18 protein-coding genes and 1 pseudogene are annotated in these 16,961 nt (G+C 45.9%); 3 read left to right on the top strand and 16 right to left on the bottom strand.

The features are described from left to right. The first annotated feature begins 198 nt into the window (after positions 1-198). Both PUW25_RS08645 and PUW25_RS08640 read left to right on the top strand, forming a co-directional pair. Positions 199-1,344, top strand: a complete 1,146-nt coding sequence (locus PUW25_RS08645; protein ID WP_047909876.1) for a THUMP domain-containing class I SAM-dependent RNA methyltransferase — start codon at positions 199-201, stop codon at positions 1,342-1,344. Positions 1,345-1,556: 212 nt separating this feature from the next. Next, entirely contained in the window at positions 1,557-3,455 is a 1,899-nt protein-coding gene (locus PUW25_RS08640) for an LTA synthase family protein (protein WP_238546258.1), read from the top strand. A gap of 62 nt (positions 3,456-3,517) precedes the next feature. Here PUW25_RS08640 and PUW25_RS08635 read toward each other — a convergent pair whose 3' ends face one another. The 12 genes and pseudogenes from PUW25_RS08635 to PUW25_RS08580 form a co-directional block, all read right to left on the bottom strand. Next, the gene (locus PUW25_RS08635; protein ID WP_047909878.1) at positions 3,518-3,805 is read right to left on the bottom strand and encodes a hypothetical protein; all 288 of its coding nucleotides are present in this window, start codon (positions 3,803-3,805) and stop codon (positions 3,518-3,520) included. A gap of 78 nt (positions 3,806-3,883) precedes the next feature. Continuing rightward, positions 3,884-4,108: a YuzB family protein gene (locus PUW25_RS08630; RefSeq protein ID WP_047909879.1), complete on the bottom strand. Its 225-nt coding sequence runs from the start codon at positions 4,106-4,108 to the stop codon at positions 3,884-3,886. Between the two features lie 45 nt (positions 4,109-4,153). Then, positions 4,154-4,456: a heme biosynthesis protein HemY gene (locus tag PUW25_RS08625; RefSeq protein ID WP_047909880.1), complete on the bottom strand. Its 303-nt coding sequence runs from the start codon at positions 4,454-4,456 to the stop codon at positions 4,154-4,156. A gap of 142 nt (positions 4,457-4,598) precedes the next feature. Next, positions 4,599-4,850, bottom strand: coding sequence for a hypothetical protein (locus tag PUW25_RS08620; RefSeq protein WP_047909881.1), 252 nt, complete (start codon positions 4,848-4,850; stop codon positions 4,599-4,601). Between the two features lie 115 nt (positions 4,851-4,965). Beyond that, complete coding sequence (locus PUW25_RS08615) at positions 4,966-5,850, bottom strand: M14 family metallopeptidase (protein WP_047909882.1); 885 nt, start codon at positions 5,848-5,850, stop codon at positions 4,966-4,968. 192 nt (positions 5,851-6,042) lie between these two features. Further along, positions 6,043-6,849 (bottom strand): glutamate racemase, encoded by an 807-nt coding sequence (gene racE / locus PUW25_RS08610; protein WP_047910222.1) that lies wholly within the window; start codon positions 6,847-6,849, stop codon positions 6,043-6,045. A gap of 194 nt (positions 6,850-7,043) precedes the next feature. Beyond that, positions 7,044-7,382, bottom strand: coding sequence for a YtxH domain-containing protein (locus PUW25_RS08605; protein WP_047909883.1), 339 nt, complete (start codon positions 7,380-7,382; stop codon positions 7,044-7,046). Between the two features lie 6 nt (positions 7,383-7,388). After that, positions 7,389-7,850, bottom strand: a complete 462-nt coding sequence (locus PUW25_RS08600; protein WP_047909884.1) for a DUF948 domain-containing protein — start codon at positions 7,848-7,850, stop codon at positions 7,389-7,391. Positions 7,851-7,961: 111 nt separating this feature from the next. Next, entirely contained in the window at positions 7,962-8,861 is a 900-nt protein-coding gene (locus tag PUW25_RS08595) for a DUF4261 domain-containing protein (RefSeq protein ID WP_047909885.1), read from the bottom strand. 80 nt (positions 8,862-8,941) lie between these two features. Then, positions 8,942-9,385, bottom strand: coding sequence for a DUF86 domain-containing protein (locus tag PUW25_RS08590; protein ID WP_047909886.1), 444 nt, complete (start codon positions 9,383-9,385; stop codon positions 8,942-8,944). 154 nt (positions 9,386-9,539) lie between these two features. Then, positions 9,540-9,827, bottom strand: a complete 288-nt coding sequence (locus PUW25_RS08585) for a Dabb family protein (RefSeq protein WP_047909887.1) — start codon at positions 9,825-9,827, stop codon at positions 9,540-9,542. A gap of 316 nt (positions 9,828-10,143) precedes the next feature. Continuing rightward, positions 10,144-10,560: pseudogene (locus PUW25_RS08580) on the bottom strand (phage holin family protein); the annotation flags it as partial. 320 nt (positions 10,561-10,880) lie between these two features. On the opposite strand from PUW25_RS08580, the gene PUW25_RS08575 reads away from it, so the two are divergent. After that, positions 10,881-11,471: a helix-turn-helix domain-containing protein gene (locus PUW25_RS08575; RefSeq protein WP_047909888.1), complete on the top strand. Its 591-nt coding sequence runs from the start codon at positions 10,881-10,883 to the stop codon at positions 11,469-11,471. 85 nt (positions 11,472-11,556) lie between these two features. Here PUW25_RS08575 and PUW25_RS08570 read toward each other — a convergent pair whose 3' ends face one another. The 4 genes from PUW25_RS08570 to PUW25_RS08555 form a co-directional block, all read right to left on the bottom strand. Then, a complete protein-coding gene (locus PUW25_RS08570) occupies positions 11,557-13,245 on the bottom strand; it encodes a ribulokinase (protein WP_274338591.1) in 1,689 nt (562 codons plus the stop codon). A gap of 110 nt (positions 13,246-13,355) precedes the next feature. Further along, positions 13,356-14,510 (bottom strand): sn-glycerol-1-phosphate dehydrogenase, encoded by a 1,155-nt coding sequence (locus PUW25_RS08565; RefSeq protein ID WP_420799979.1) that lies wholly within the window; start codon positions 14,508-14,510, stop codon positions 13,356-13,358. A gap of 169 nt (positions 14,511-14,679) precedes the next feature. After that, positions 14,680-15,828 carry an ABC transporter permease gene (locus tag PUW25_RS08560; protein WP_274336918.1) on the bottom strand — a complete coding sequence of 383 codons (1,149 nt, stop codon included), beginning with the start codon at positions 15,826-15,828 and terminating at the stop codon, positions 14,680-14,682. A gap of 1 nt (position 15,829) precedes the next feature. After that, entirely contained in the window at positions 15,830-16,954 is a 1,125-nt protein-coding gene (locus tag PUW25_RS08555; RefSeq protein ID WP_274336917.1) for an ABC transporter permease, read from the bottom strand. Positions 16,955-16,961 lie beyond the last annotated feature (7 nt).

Genomic DNA, 16,961 nt, shown 5'->3' with positions numbered 1-16,961 from the left:
ATCCCCCTTAAATAACTTTCCTTCTTCATTTAATTAATTTATAATAAATGTTTGTTTAATTAAGCTGAGAACGGCGCGTACCTTATTGTACTGGTACAAGCCTTGGCAAGCAAGGCTTGCTTAAAATATATTGGGGCATCCTATTCGTAATTGATCTCAAAAAAAGAATGTCACCAAGGATGGAGCTGAAGCATTTCAATGCAACCTTTGCAATTAATCGCAACGACACCGATGGGACTAGAAGCTGTCGTATCTAGAGAATTAAAACTGCTCGGTTATGAGGATATAACTGTAGAGAACGGAAGAGTTACCTTTGCGGCCGATTTCAAAGATATTGCCCGGTGTAACCTATGGCTTAGAAGTGCCGACCGCATACTTGTGAAGATGGGTGAGTTCAAGGCTACCACCTTCGACGAATTGTTCGAAGGAACCAAAGCCCTTCCATGGCAGGAGTGGATCCCTCAAAACGGCGAGTTCCCCGTTGAGGGCAGATCTCATAAATCTCAGCTAAGCAGCGTACCTGCATCTCAAGGTATTGTCAAAAAAGCAATCGTTGAGAAGCTGAAGCAAACCTATCATACCGAATGGTTTCCAGAGAACGGCGCCCGCTTCGTCATTGAAGTTAATCTTCATAACGATATCGCGCTTCTGACCCTGGATACAAGCGGAGCAGGTCTTCACAAGCGGGGCTACCGCAAGCTGGTTACAGAAGCCCCGCTCAAAGAAACCTTGGCTGCTGCTCTCATTCAGCTCAGCCGCTGGGGCCCGCACCGTCCCTTCTACGATCCATTCTGCGGGTCAGGAACATTGCTTGTTGAAGCGGCGATGATAGGCTGGAATATCGCTCCTGGACTTCGCCGTTCGTTTAATAGCGAGCATTGGCCGCTCGTATCCAAGGAATTGTGGGATGAAGCCCGCGAAGAAGCTTTTGATTCAGTTAAAGATGACATCCCTCTGCAGATTGCCGGCAGCGATATAGATCCGAGTGCAATTGAGGTAGCACAAGCTGCGGTCAAGAGTGCAGGATTTGCCAAAGAAATTAAGCTTGATGTTCTGCCTGTAGCCAAAGTGCGCTTACCCGGAGATTACGGATGTCTTATTACCAACCCTCCATACGGCGAACGGCTAGGAGAACAAGCTGAGGTAGAAAAGCTCATTCGCCAGCTTGGACGAGTGGCCGCCGAGGTACCGACTTGGTCCTTCTTTGCGATTACATCCACCAAATCGTTTGAACGATACTTCAATCAGAAGGCGGATAAACGCAGAAAGCTGTTCAATGGACGTATCGAGACCCAGTACTATCAATTTCTAGGTCCCCTGCCTCCTAAACCAGCTCGAAACTAAAGCATGCTTGAACACAAAAGAGTAAACCTTAAGCCGTTTACTCTTTTTTAGTTCATTAGTTTGCATCTTCCGAATTTCATAAACAACGGAATGGAGAGATATAATGTATCTTGTATCCTGTACGTTCAAAGGAGGAATCATACTTGTCCAAGCTACTTAACACACCTTCGTATCCCTCCTCCCGATCCATAAAGTGGAGGAGTTCACGATATTTGTACTACCTCATATTTGTGATCCTGATGATTCTGAAGCTGGGATACTTCCACAGCCAGCTCAATGCCAGAAATATTGATATGAATTTTCTCGATTATGTAATTACTTTCGGATCTTTGCTGCTCGTCTCGTTCTGGGTGCTGTGGCTCCCGCAGCGCGCAGCAATTATCACTCTAATTGTACTGAATGTGCTCCTCAGCGCACTCATCTATGCCGACCTCGTCTATTATCGGTATTTTCAAGATTTCATCACCATCCCTGTACTGCTGCAGGCTGGTCAATTAAGCTCGCTGGATGACAGTATTTTCTCACTTCTGAGATTTGCAGATCTGTGGTTTTTTGCAGATCTACTGCTGCTTGCCGTATTCTCTGTATGCGTTCTCTTTCTCAATAAACGAACAGTTAGAGCGCGAAGCGCGGATAAAGAATATGCACCTAAGTGGCAGCGATTCCTCAGCGGCACTCTTGCTCTTGTGATCGGTGCAGTACTTACCTTTGGTCCTATTGAATTTTACAATCGCACATGGGCGGTCGGTTTATTTACCGGCAACTGGTGGAACCTCAGCTTATATAATGTAACGGGCTTGCTCGGATTCCATGGCTACGATCTATACCGGTATAATAAGGAGCGGCAGAATAGCCAAGCAGGCTTGACGGATGAGGAAATGAGCGAGGTTAGGCAATTCTTTGATTATAAGCAGCAGGAAGCGCTAAAAGCAGCCTCATCGGACACTTTTGGCCAATATAAAGGTAAGAATGTCATGCTCGTGCAGGTTGAAGCTCTAATGAATTTTGTAATTAACAAAAGCATAAACGGGCGGGAGATCACCCCGCATCTCAATGCATTAATGAAGGACAGCTTATATTTCAAAAATTTCTATCATCAGACCGGTCAGGGACGAACCTCCGATGCTGACCTATCTGCCAACATATCGCTGCATCCCCTGCCGACAGGATCTGTATTCACCCGCTACCCGGATCATACTTATGATTCGCTCCCGTCTGTTCTAGGAGAGCAAGGGTATTACACAGGCGCTTATCATGCTTACGAGAGCAGCTTCTGGAACCGGTATACGATGTACAACCACATGGGATATGACGAATTCATGAGCAAAAATGATTACACGATAGACGAGCCGATCGGCTGGTCGCTGGGAGACAAATCTTTTTTCCGGCAATCGCTTGATCAACTGACTAGCACCAATGAGGAGCCTTTCTATTCCTTTATGATCACACTAACGAACCACCATCCTTATACTCTTCCGGAATCTATACAAGAGCTGGATGTAGGCGAATTTAACGGAACTCTGTTTGGCGACTATCTCCAAGCCGTGCATTATTCCGATGCGGCGATCGGAGAGCTTATTGAACGGCTGAAGAAGGAGGGACTGTGGGAAGATACCCTATTTATGCTCTATGGCGATCATGATAATTCTCTAAAGGAGCGGTCCAGCTATGAGGCCTTCCTCGGCAAAAAAATTAGCGATCTCCAGATGCATCAAATCATGAACCAAGTACCACTACTCCTCCATTTACCTGATGGAAAACGATCTGGAGTATATCTAGAGCCAGCGGGACAAATGGATATCGCCCCAACCCTTCTTCATCTGCTCGGTATCGAGACAGATTCGAAGTATTTTATGGGGAATGATCTGCTGAACAGCCGAAATCGAATGGTTGTACTTCGTACAGGCGCTTTCGCTACAAGAGAGCTGTATTACATCCCTTCAGACGATTACCGCTTTGAACATGGAAGCTGTTATGATGCGGACTCAGAAGAGCGGACAAACGTAAATGCTTGCGAAGCTTCATTTGACGATGCAAAGAAGCAGCTGTCGATATCGGATCGAGTCATTACTTACGACCTGATCGCGAGGCTTCGTGATTCGTCGAAATAAAAGTAGCCGTCATCAACAAAACCCCCGTCTCCTATGAGAACGGGGGTTCATTGGTATGCAGGTCAGTTGTCTTCAGGCTTCTTCGATGCCAGGCTGGCATGGAGTGATGCGAGACGTTCCTTTTCTTCTGAGAGAATTTCCTCTGCAAACTCAGTACCGCTGTAGTTTAGCTGCTGCCGGGCTACCGCCACTGCATTCTCTGCACGCAGCAATCGCTTATTCGCTTGCTCGAGCATATCTGGTGTAGGATGCGACATCGCCTGGGAAACTGCATGATGCAGTTTTTTTACTGAGTTGGAGGCTTGCGCCACCGTCGTATAGGATTGCAGACTGGAATGATCGTGTTTCATATCGAAGCACACTCCTCTCTCAAAGTCCCTGCTACATCTGTTAGCATGGATATTAAGAAAGGTCGTTATGCACAGAACTTAATTTTTAATAAATGGAGCTGCCTTGGTAAGCACTTCTTCCTCTGTCGGTGCACTGATGTAACGTCCATTAACGAATACAAAAGCTCTTTTGCCGCAGGGTCCGCAATAGGATTTGCAGCCTACCTTGATCTCAGCATCTGGGGCCATCTTCTGAAGCTTAGGCACCAAAGACTTTAATTTGACATGCTTACATTTATCACATACTCGAATATCGTTAGCCATGTACTCCCCTTCTCACAAGAAAAACATCATTCGGCTTCTTAACAATTAGTCGTGGAAATGATTCCCTTGCGCAGGATTTGTAATAACAAAACCTTCTTTAGGGAAGTACAGATAATCCACTTTGATGCCGTCCAGCATCGGCTTGCCTGTTTCAAGCACCAGGTCGATTTCTTTGTCTGTAGATACAACCTCATCATTCTCTTTCGGTGTATCAAAATCAATCCCATAGTGTACATGATCACCATGATCGAGTGTGATCAGGACGCGTACATATTTACCTTCGTTCTCAGGGAGTGCAAGCTCACGCTTAAGCACTTTAGCGGCATTACGAGTAATTTTTGCTTTCATTATAATTTCATCTCCTAGTGTCATCTATATAGAAACTGTCAGCAATTTATAAATTGGCTCAATTTCAATACCCTATATTTTAATCAAGAAGCGTGTATTTAGCAATATCTGCTGATTGAATCCATTTCATAATACATCATTTCTATTTGCGGCCTACTACATTCGGATATTTGCGTTCTGCCCTCTGAACGAACCAGTTCATGAGGAACATCGTGACCCCGATATCATCAATCGGGAGGAGAGGCAGCACATCAGGCATAATCCAATATACCGCGGCAGGAACCAAGAAGAGAAGCTTGTCCTGCAATTGAACCTCTGAAGACATGAGAAGAGCAGGCATCCTTTTAAACACATGAGACCAAGACTTTAGCGATAACAGCTTCTTCCATTTCATGATGATCATACTCCTTCCGGGTTATTACTATCATAACATACGTGTAAATTCAGGGGAGGTTTCCATACCTCCCTTATGCAAATTGCTCCAGATTGTGTGCCATATAACTCAGATCTCAGCGAAGAAGCAGGCGGATGGCAGACACCATAAGCCGCTCGACCTCAGCAGCAATTGGAATATATTGATGAACTGGCAGCGGATTAGTCCCGAGTCCGGTTTCAACGGTAAAGCCTGGTCTGCCATACTCCTGAATAAACCAATCTTTATATCCTGCATCACTTTCCGTCAATTTAACCGGAGCATACCCTGTTGCCGCTGCTAGCTGCTGAGCCCATGCCTCACTGAATGCCGGCTCGTAATCACGATAGTTCCAGTATATTTCTTCCCCTTGACTATGCAGTGCGATGATCATGTCGAATTTCTTATCCATCGTCCATTCTGCCAAGGCTCTGGACTCGGGTTCAGTCAGGGGATGTTCTCCTCCATAATCTCTTGGTCCAGGGCAAGTCACAGAACGGCGTTTCGCTTCTTCGTAAAAATGAGCAGGAAATTGGTCGTTAAGATCAATGCCTCGAATGTTCGCCTTCCAGCCCGAGAAGTCAGGATTGCCGCCATTCATTTCGAGGAGTTCTGTAGAGAAGGGATGAGCATTCGCTCCGTTTAGAACCAATTCTATGCCATCAGGATTGAGCATTGGCACCACCCATAAGGTCACTTGTTCAGCCCATCCATCGGATAAGCAGCCCTGCCAATCCTGTTGTTCTTCCAGAGCGGCCATGTAGCTTTTGACAAAATACATCAGACAAGGAACGTTCAGCCACTCATTCGCATGCATACCTGCATTGACGTGCAGCTGAATTGGCCCCTTTCCAATTCTAATGTATGGAATCTTTCTTCCAAGCACACTGCATCCCATCGTCCCCAGCTCACTCATCGGCGTTCTTAGGCTTTTTATGTGATCAAGATCTTGTTCAAGCTCACGATACCCGTATAGATTCATCCCTTATCTCCTCCTATAAACTAAGTGAAGGTCAAGAACCATATTTACGTGCATTATATGCTGCTTATCATCACATTCGTGATAAATCCCTAAGGCGGAATCGAGATGTTGCTGTTAAGTATGTATATAAAAAGACAGCCCTGTCCTTTGAACTCTGCCGTTCAATGTCAAGGCTGTCTTAATCTTCAATCGTTACAATTTGGATACTTGCCATACGACCGGGGTATTACGAATCTGCTCTCCAAGCCAGGATCTCGCAATGCTTTGAAACATAACCGGATCACCCGAGCAAAAAAACTGATGAACAGGCGTTTCATCACCTATGGCGAGCTTCCCCTTGTCATATAAGATCGTGCTCGTTTCTCTGGCAGTCTCATCGGCAGAACTAATTAATTTGACATGAGGACCCATCGCCTGACCAATCGGCTCCATCAAGAACGGATAATGAGTACAGCCTAGAATAAGGGTATCGATTGGTTTGTCTTTCATGCCGTTCAAGGACTCACTAACAGTGGATCTCGTATGCTCGGACCTGAAATCCCCTTGCTCGACCAGCGGGACAAGGGCCGGACAAGCCTGACTCATAACATTGATATATGGAGACAGCTGCTTAAGTGCTGTTGTATACGCTCCGCTGTTGATCGTACCCATCGTACCGATGACTCCAATATTACCTGTTTTGGTAGCTGTTATCGCGGCTCTGGCACCGGGATGAATGACACCGATCACCGGAATATCCACTTTCTGCGATATATGGTCCAGCGCAGCTGCTGTTGCCGTATTACAGGCAATAACGATAACTTTTGGATCAAATTGAATAAGAAAATCTACGATTTGTTCTGTAAATTGTTTTACTTCCTCGGACGAACGGGGTCCGTATGGTGTGCGGGCCGTATCTCCAAAATAAATGACTTTTTCCCGCGGAAGCTGACGCATCACTTCTTTGGCTACAGTCAGCCCCCCAACACCAGAATCTAATATTGCGATAGCTTGTTGCACGAACACACCGCTTCCTTCTTTACATATTTCCATCCCTTTTCCATCCTACCCTATGTTTCGGACGGCAAAAAGGTACCTACATATTACCCGATTTAGTATGGGCGTGTAAACCAAGCTCAGCGCAAAAAGGCCTTTTGCCTCATCCCTATACCTACAGGGAGCGGCAGTCAGGCCTTTGCTACGAATCTTTACGCCTATAATGTATCGTCCTCTGCTGCTTCTTCAGCAGTCTGCTCAGTCTTTGCAGGTTCACTGATCCCAGACACCTTAGCGACCTCGTTCCCTGAACTGATGCCCCGGATATCTTGCAAGAAGCCTTCTGTCGATTCCTTCACTTTGGAAGCGATCCTCACACTCTGCTCGCTGACTTTCTCAGCCAGGTTCTGCCCCTTCTCTGTAACAAGCTTGGCATTCTCCGCAATATCCTCGCGGAGCTCAGCTCCTGATTTGGGGGCAAACAGCAGCGCCGTAATCGATCCAGCAACCGTCCCAATTAAAGTACCCCATAACAAGCTCTTGTTCGTATCTTTCATGCCTGCTCACTCCTTCTCACGCGGGCTGGAAGCACCCGGAGCAGGAGCGTTACGCTGCCATGTGTGCCATACCGTCATGGCTGCATCAACGTATCGGAACATTTGACCCAGGCGCTGTTCATTGTCCTGGTGTGCGCCATCCACATGCTTGTGTGCTGAACGAGACAGCTTGACGCTGATCTCATCCATCGTGCGGCTGATCTGCTGCAGTACCGTACCTAGCGAAGCGATTGACTCAAAGAGAGGGGCTGACTTCTCTAGATATCCCTGCATATCCGATATCGCTTTATTCGTACCTTGAATCATGGCTGAGGTATCTGCAGCGAGTATATCGGTTTTCTCTTCGAGCTGACTGACACTCTGTTTAACCTGCTTCATCAAGCTTCTTGCTTCAATAAGCACCACAACGCCTGCAGCTGCAAGGATAATAAAAGCCCCTGCCATCAGCGCTACACTCCATGCGATCATGTTCCAACCCTCCTGCTAACCGGGCGAAAGCCCATTTTTTAGTTAATGCATTATAAGCAGGAGGAGCCTGACTTGACACAACAAAATTCAATAGTACATAAATCGATCAGATTAGGACGAAATGTTCCCAGCGTAATAGGGTGCACCTGGATCCAGATCTATTACATATCTTAGAGGTGAAACCAGCGATTCCTGATGCTCGCAGCGCCAGCGCTGTTCCCCGGATGAACCCAGCAGCTGACCATCCTGTATCACATCACCCTGATCAAATATATAATAGGCGGCACCGTATAAGGTACGAGCTACGACATCCGGATCCATCCCAGCAAAGTGACATTGAAAATCCGGCACCCCTAATGAGGATAACCCCACCGTATCCATCACCAGCTCACGTCTAGCTTCACTGCCTCCCGCTTGATACAGCCTTACATTCATCGCTCCGTACAGATGATCTCCATTTTCGATCGCTTTGGCATAAGCAGAAGGATTCACCAGTTTGTCACTGCCGTAAAAGTAAACCGCTTCACAAGGTGCCACTTCTAGAATAGCGAGCAACGCCTGCTGGAACAGCTTCAATCGCTCTTTATGCGGCAGGGCCGCCGTAAACATATCATGTATGCGAATCTGATACTGGCACAGGTCTGTAACCTCATTTGCTTCGCTCCAATGCCAGGACTGCTCCACAGCACCCTTGAAGCGGTTCTTGTCCTGAATCTTGGTGACAGGCAGAATGCAGGTCTGTGCAGGAACGGTCCCGTCTTCAAAATTAACCATATGCTCCATATGCATAATGACTAGAAGCTCCTGCTCTTTATCTGCTGCCTCGGCTTGATTCTGAACCTTATTCACTGCGTCCTTGTTGACAGGCCGTTTCATCACTCTTGCTTTTCCGGTCAAACGCTTCATGACCTCCATCAGCTTCTCTTCTTTCAGCTGAGGCATATCCTTGAATAGAAGCTCGGCCATATATACCGGATGAAATCCGGAGTTGTCTTTCTTACGATCTGACATGATCTTTCCTCCAAACCAACTAGGTGAATCCATTACAATTACAAAATTTAATTCAACTAGAATTTTTTAATCTATTAAACCTAGTTCCGTGACGGTTGGAACGGTCCCAGTTCTTTTTCGAGATACAAACGAATTTGATCTGCGAACCGATCCAGCACATCAGGAAGCGTCCGGGTTACCTTATGCAGGCTTGTCCGATCCCATGCATAATAATCCTGTACGAGCGGCTTCCGCAGCGGCACAAGCTCCATAAACAGCTTATAGCTCTCCTCATCAAATGCCCCTGCTTCATGAACAATTTCAATGATGTCTTCGTAGCTGCTCGCATCCCTGAGAATAAATCCATCAATGAGATAACTTCCTACGTCAGTTACAATCTCTAGGGCCAAATGCAGGGAACGCTCCTGAACGAAACCGAGGATAATTCCCCCATCCCAGTTGTCCTGTGCGTGACGGAGCCCAGCTGTAATCTCGGGAATAGCTGACAAGCGCAATTCGATTTGATCTGTATTTACATAGTACAATACGTTCACATCCGTTTCGTCGGTAATCAGTTACGTCTATTTTTTCGTTTCAGCCAAAAGAACATTACCGGGCATGCAATTAAAATGACGATCAGCAAAAACATCGTTTCCATAACATCTTTTAAATCGCCCACCTGCTACTCCCCTTTGTAAGTTAGATTTCGTAATCAACTGCAACAGAAGAATCCTTCACAACACTCATATGCTTAATAATCTCTTGATGAACAGGATGTACCTGATAGGCCTCCAATGCCTCCAAGGAATCAACGACTGCGGTCAGAGAAATATCGAAGGAACGCTCCGATTTCAAGACATCCACTCCGATCTCCAGTGATTTCAGCAGCTCAATTCTGCCATCCATACTGCGTAATATACGAGCCGTCTCCTCAATGCTCGCCTCTGAACGGTCCTTTAATTTGAAAAAAACGATATGTTTAATCATTATAATAGCTCCTTATCCTATGTCATGAGTTAATAGAGTTGATTCCGTTTACAAAAAATATAACATAAACACGAATAAAGTGGTAAATGAATCAATTATCGTTTCTCATGTTTTACCTTGTCCAATATGTTATTCCTGCAAAAAAAGGCCTCTATTGCTCAGGCCCTTGTGATTCTGCATCTTGATTCTCTCTACGTTCCTTCCGCGGTCCAAATTGACTTAATATATCTTCGTCCACCGCGTATTTGACTGCTTCAAGCTCTGCATCTTCAGTATCTGATCCGGTGGTATCTGTCGCTTCATCATCCTCTGCGCGTCTGCGTAATGCCGCTTCCTCATCATCCTCTGCCTGCTTCTTAACCAGCTCTATGATCTCTCTTAATTTTGCGGGAAGAGGAAGCCCGATGCGGCTGTAATTCTCGGTAATGGAGATCAATTCGTTCGCCAGATAAAAGTACATCGCCCCGCGTTTAATGACATCTGTTCCAATCAACTGATCGATCTGGTGTGCAAGTAAAATAACAAGCAGCATCAGACCCTTGCGAGTCAATCCCCAAAATCCAATCTTGCTGTTCAGCCTGCTGCCGGTACGGATTACAGCCGCAACCCCGGTAATATAATCAATAGCCATCGCAATACATAACAGGATAAGCAGCTGTGTCCAACCACCAAACGCAAATGTGAAGAATGCCCCTACAAATCCGAGGAGCATATTGATTAATGCCGGATTCATTCATGCTTCCTCCTCTTCCTTTTCTCTCTATTAATCTATGAAGATTATGGAAGAATGACACGAATATATTTGATTTTTATGAAATCAAATGTTTGTCCAATTTTGAGTCTTAAGGCCTACTTTTAGCCGGTTTTACCCTGTTTTCGTTGGTCTATACTAACTCCACAACCATTTAATAGGAGAAAAACAAGCAGATTCATAGTCCGATTTTCCCTTAACAAGGCTCCTCGTATATGAATATGCTTTCAAAGGTGGTCATGTCGACACTTGAAACGACTGCTTATTTTGTTGTAGTATTTGTTTAAAAAATCGGAGGAAATATGCCTAAACAACAAGAACAACATTCGATCCAGGCGTGGTCTCTGATCAACCGCAAATATCTGGGAAAAGGCGTACGCGTAAAGCGATTCCGCAGGCCGACACGCTGTCAGGTTCGCAACCGTATATTGCTTGCCGTTCTCATGGCAAACGACATCAAATTATCACAGTTAGCTGAAGATTTGTCGATCTCATCAAGAAGTGTCAGCGCATGGGTGTATGAAGGTCGAATTCCTGGAAGCACTAATCTGGATAAAGTATGTCAATTACTCGGTTATCCGCGCCATATTTTGTTTAATGAAGATGTCATTAGAAACAGTCCTGTCATTTGTCAGCCGGAGCCATCCCGATTCATGAAGCGAACGGTTACCCGCTCGCCAGTGAGTAATCGGATCTTGACCGGATTATGCATGGTTCACGACTTGTCCGTCACGGATGTGAGTCACTGGATCGGGGTACACCCGGGAACATTCCGTAAATGGCTTCATCAAGGAACGATGCCTTCTTCGGCTTTCCAGGATCAAGCAGAGCAATTTTTCAAAGTTCCAAAATCGATTCTTTTTGCAGATATCATTTTAAAACAGAATTCATAATATCTCCCTTATGGGTAAGAGAGCACTCCCTGCATGAGCTGACTGCTTCTGCAAGGAATGCTCTTTTTTTGCCTTCTTAGCTTGTTTATACACGTACAGTTTGACCGGCAGCTGCTTCCTTAAGAGACTTCAGCTTCTTCATCACAGAATGCGGGTCATGACCGAAATAATCGTGCAGTCGATTATATTCTGCATAAATTTTTTCATAGACCATAGAATGCTCTGGTATCGGTTTGAAGGTCTCATCTCGAACTCTCGCCATCCTTGCCGCCGCGTCTTCAATACAATCATATCCGCCTGCGTCCGCTCCGGCAGCGACAGCTGCAAACATGGCTGCTCCTAGAGCGGCGGTTTGGGTTGAAGCAGCCACTCTGATCTCACGGCCAATAATATCCGCATAGATTTGCATGAGAAGTTTATTTTTCTGAGGCAGCCCGCCGCAAGCATATACGATATCTACGTTCAAACCACTATGAGAGAATGCATCAATGATCTTACGAGTACCAAAGGCCGTTGCTTCTAGTAATGTTCTGTACAGCTCTTCCGGCTTCGTCTGCAGCGTATAGCCTATGATTAGTCCAGTCAGATTGGCATCAACCAAGGTGGATCGGTTGCCGTTCCACCAATCGAGGGCTAGCAGACCGGTCTCTCCAGGCTTGTATAAGGAGGCTTTATTCTCCAGCCATTCATGCATGGTCAGTCCTTCCTCTTCAGCCTGTTCCTTCACTTCAGAAGGTACGCCATTCTCTACAAACCAAGCAAAGATATCGCCTACAGCCGTCTGACCTGCTTCATAGCCGAAGTATCCAGGTATAATACCATTCTGGACGACACCACATATGCCCTCTACCTCCAGCTCCTCTTCTCCGAGCAGCAGATGGCAGATCGAAGTGCCCATTGTCATCACCAGTTTACCCGGAGTTACAACGCCTACAGCAGGAACTGCCGCATGAGCATCTACATTCCCGACTGCTACAGCAATCCCTTGAGCAAGTCCCATGGCACTCGCCATCTCCCGGGATAATCCGCCGGCGCAGCTCCCCTGGTCAAGAATATCGCCTCGCAGCTTCGTTTCTATCACATGTTCAAGTCTCGGATCAAGAGATTTGAAGAAATCATTGTCCGGATAGCCTTCAGCGTGATGATAGAACGCCTTGTAGCCTGCTGCACACTGGCTGCGCTTCAGCTCACCGCACAGCTGCATGATTACCCAGTCTCCCGCTTCAACAAAACGATCTGTAAGCTCATAAATATCCGGTGCTTCATTTAGGATCTGCCAGACTTTTGCGATCATCCATTCCGACGAAGACTTACCGCCATACCGTTTAAGAAAGACTTCCCCGCGCGCTGCTGCAGTCTCATTAATCCGTTCAGCCTCATTCTGAGCCGCATGGTGCTTCCAGAGCTTGACCCAGCTGTGCGGATGGTTTGCGAGTTCGGGTCTAAGGCAGAGGGGCTGACCTATTGGATCGATCGGCAGCATCGTGCATGCGGTAAAATCAATACCGATTCCGATGACGTCTTCCTTGCCTATACCCGCTGCCTGCACAACGGCTGGCACCGAGGTCATTAGGACCTCCATGTAGTCGGCAGGATGGTGAAGTGCCCAATCCAGCTCCAGTTTGTGACCGCTTACAGGAAGCCTCTCATCAATAACACCGTGACGATATGGAGTAACATGAGCAGCTGCTTCGGATCCGTCAGACAGCTTCACAAGCACCGCCCGTCCAGATTCGGTTCCAAAATCAATACCGATCGTATATTTTTCGCTCATTTGCTCTTCTCCTTCAACTCCTATTTCATTACCCTCTATTATAAATTTGTACGTACAATTTAACTATTTTTAACGTGTCGTTTCTGATATTACAGCCTGTAGCTTCCCGACTATGCCTCGTGCCCTGTCTTTATCTCATTTAAATATTTAAGTCCTGTGTATCTCGCTCTTAAAGTATGCGCAGTCCTCATCGCACGCTCCAGCTGTTCATCGGTGACCCCAAGCTCTTGGATCGTAGATGGACCTCCGGTGCGGCTGAGCCAATCCTGCATTTGCTCTTTCTCAGGCAAATCCTTGTATGCATCAAATGCCTCTTCCTGCCCGCTCTCATAGAGCGCACGGTATACATCTGAGAGCAGGGCTGATGCAACGCCCACCTTCGCTCCATGAAGAATCGCTTTCTTACCCTGCTGCAGGAACTCCATCTCCAGACGATGGGATATATGATGCTCCCCGCCGGAAGCGGGCCGGGAATGATCAATGATCAGCATCGAGATGCCAGAAGCAATCAGTGCTTCCATCAAGATTTTAACACCCTGTTTACTGCCCTCAGCGATCTCATCTACGTGATGAACGCAATCCATCAGCGCTTCCTCCGTCATTCGGTAGGCTAGCGGACAATAAGGCTCGCCTCCAAGATCACGTGATATTTTCCAATCGGCAAGGGATGTAAATTTACCAAGCATATCACCAAAGCCAGCAGCCGTCATCACTTGTGGAGCCTTCGCCAAAACGCTTAAATCTGCAAAGATCGCCTCCGGCGGAATAGCTTGAAACGTCTGTTTCGTACCATCCACAATAAGAGGGGCACCTGCGGAAGTGAATCCATCTACAGACGCTGCTGTAGGAACAGATATAAAAGGCTTGTTCATCTTGAAGCATACAAATCGGACAAGGTCATGAATCGTGCCTGAACCAGCTGCGATGACTGCATCTGTATCCTTCGAGACACCTAACAGTACTTTAACGATAAATGCTTCGTCTGCGACAACCTCACCTCCGGTGTTTCCAAGCAGAAAGAGCTCGTCAGTAATGACTTCCGCTGCTTTTAAATAAGTGATGACTTCATCTCCTGCTGCTTGTTTGGTATGCTCATCAAAAACAACTGTCACTTTTTTATAATTCTGCTTGCTTAGATAAGGAGCCAATTGCGTAAGCGCCCCATCCTCCAGACAAATATGCATGTCTACCATACGGTGCGGATTACCGCATGGACATTGACTTGCTTCCTTATTCCACTCTGCAATACGATCATTCATGCTTATATTCATCATCCAAACCTCCTGTATGTTCTTTTATACTCCTAGTTTCCAATATGTACGTACAAATTGTCAAACAAAAATAAAAGACAGCAAGGATGCTGCCTCTTATTCAGGAACCCCGATTAACTCAGGATTATGGAAGTTCTTCTCGGAATTAGGCGAAAGCCTGAATTTAAATAAAGGTTCTTGTATCTTTGTTTCGACTGAAATTATAGATTGCGACCATTGTAAGTGCAGCAGCAAAACCGATCAAAGTAAGCAAGTTCAAATATAATCCGGACAGCGAATTTCCGTTTTGCAGCTTGTCGACAGTCTCCAGAAGCCAGTATTGCGGCATGAAGCCTGAGAGCTGCCTGAAACGATCTGGCATGATCTCGAGAGGAAAATAACAGCCTGCAATCAGGCAGCTAGGTGTAATAATCAGATTTTGGAGTGCTCCTGCCATTCTGGCCCCTCTTGCAAAAGAAACGATCAGGAGTGCTAAAGCGATGGCAGTCAGGCCGAACAGCAGCAGAATGGCAACAAATTGTATCGCTGGTATTCCCGAATCCATGTGCAGCACTTGTTTCATAAAGAACACGGTTATGATGATCTGGACAAACAACATGATAAAATTAACGATCACATTGGACAAAACGTAGGTTTTGGATGATATAGGTGAGGCCATGATCCGGAAAAATGTTCTGTTTTCTTTCTCTTTTAAGATAAAAGAAGTCAGGTTCACCGAGGAGAACATCATTAGAGCGACGAGGAAGCCCATCGTTTGGTACGTCGCATTCTTAACAGCTGCGCTATCCTCTACCTTAACTGAAGAGAGTTTAAAGCTCTGACTACTGTATTCCTCGTAGAGGGACTCAAATATTTCCTGATCTCCTGCAGCATATTTTGCAATCGCTGCCGCATTGCTGATATAACTGTGAAGCATGGATTTAACATAGGCGGTTACCTCGGCTCCTTTTACAGATATCATTTCGATATGATCCGGGGCGCCGTTCTGCACACTTGCAGCAAAGCCTTGCTTAAAGATCACCGAAGTATCTGAATTTCCCGCTGCAATATCCTTTTTCATGGACTCTTCATCCGTAACAGTAATCTGAACCTTGTTGAGCTGTTCTATGAAAGAGATCGTGTCTTGTGTGATCTTCTGCTCTCCATCCAGATTAACGATGGACACCCGCAGAGGAGCACCGCTGCCTCCGCCATAAATCGCCATACTGATTAATGCCGCTGCTATAGGAAGAATCAACAATATAAAAATGTTCGCTTTTTTTCGAAGCACGCTAATTATGGTTTTTCTCGTCAGCCATAGTAGATCCCTCATTCTATTCTCCTCCTGTCTTATGCATAAATGCTGCGGAAAACATAAGCAGGAGAGCACTGATTCCCACATTTAGAGCGATAACTGGAATGACGGCTGGTGCATTACCTGCAAATATCGCTTGCATGAGTGCATGGTTAGCCCAATAAATAGGGGAGAGCTGAACCACATAGCTAAACATCCCATTATCTGTATGGATCGGGGCATAAGATCCGCCAACAAAAGAGGCAATTTGGATGATAATGATTAGAATGGCATGACTTGCTCCGTCTTTAAACAGATAGCTGCAAGCAAGACCCAGGCTGACCGCGAGAAGAACTTCAGTGAATAACAGTGCCAATACGGCAACATAGCTTGAGCCCCAATCTGCCTGGAAGACAAATTTGCTAAACAACACAACCACAGCAACACATAAAAAGTTTATCAACGTGGATGACAATATTTTGCCAGTGAATATTGCTTTTCTGGAAACGGGCGAAGCATACAAACGAATATGAGTTCGCCGAGACACTTCGCCTCGAATTAAATAACTTGCGGATAATGCACTGTAGAGGGCAATCATCGTAGACATGGTAATTGCATAGTAATCTACGGAGCTGGGCTGCTTATCCGGGATTAATCCGACCTCCTGAATGAAGCTGCCATAGGCGTATTTTGCGTCCATAATTTGGTTCAGCGCCGCTGGATCAGACTTCCCTACTGCTGTGATGAGATTATACTGATCCACAAAAGCGGTAAGCATGCCCTGGACGATATTATTTTCAATGGAATCAGACGGATTACCAAAATACTGTATCCCTTCATTAGTCAGCTCTGCATATGCGGTATACTGATCTACCTGAACCGCCGTCTGTCCATTGATCTCTTCTGTTGCTTCTGTGATCGTCACACCTTCCAGCTCAAGCGCATCCATAAAGCCTAACCAGGAAGCGTCTAGCAGTTCTTCACTAGTATGATCTGTATACATCAAGCTCAAAGAGTCCATTTCGTAATTGCTGGAGAAGGCATTCGTTAATGCACTCCCAAGAATAAGCATGAGAACAATGGGGAAGGCAATCATGAATATAAACGTCTTATAGTCTCTTAACTCTGTCAGCAATTCTTTACGAATGATATGAATAACGCTCATCTTATCC

The organism is Paenibacillus urinalis (assembly GCF_028747985.1).
Taxonomy (GTDB): domain Bacteria; phylum Bacillota; class Bacilli; order Paenibacillales; family Paenibacillaceae; genus Paenibacillus; species Paenibacillus urinalis.
This window is presented reverse-complemented; position numbering and strand designations above follow the sequence as displayed.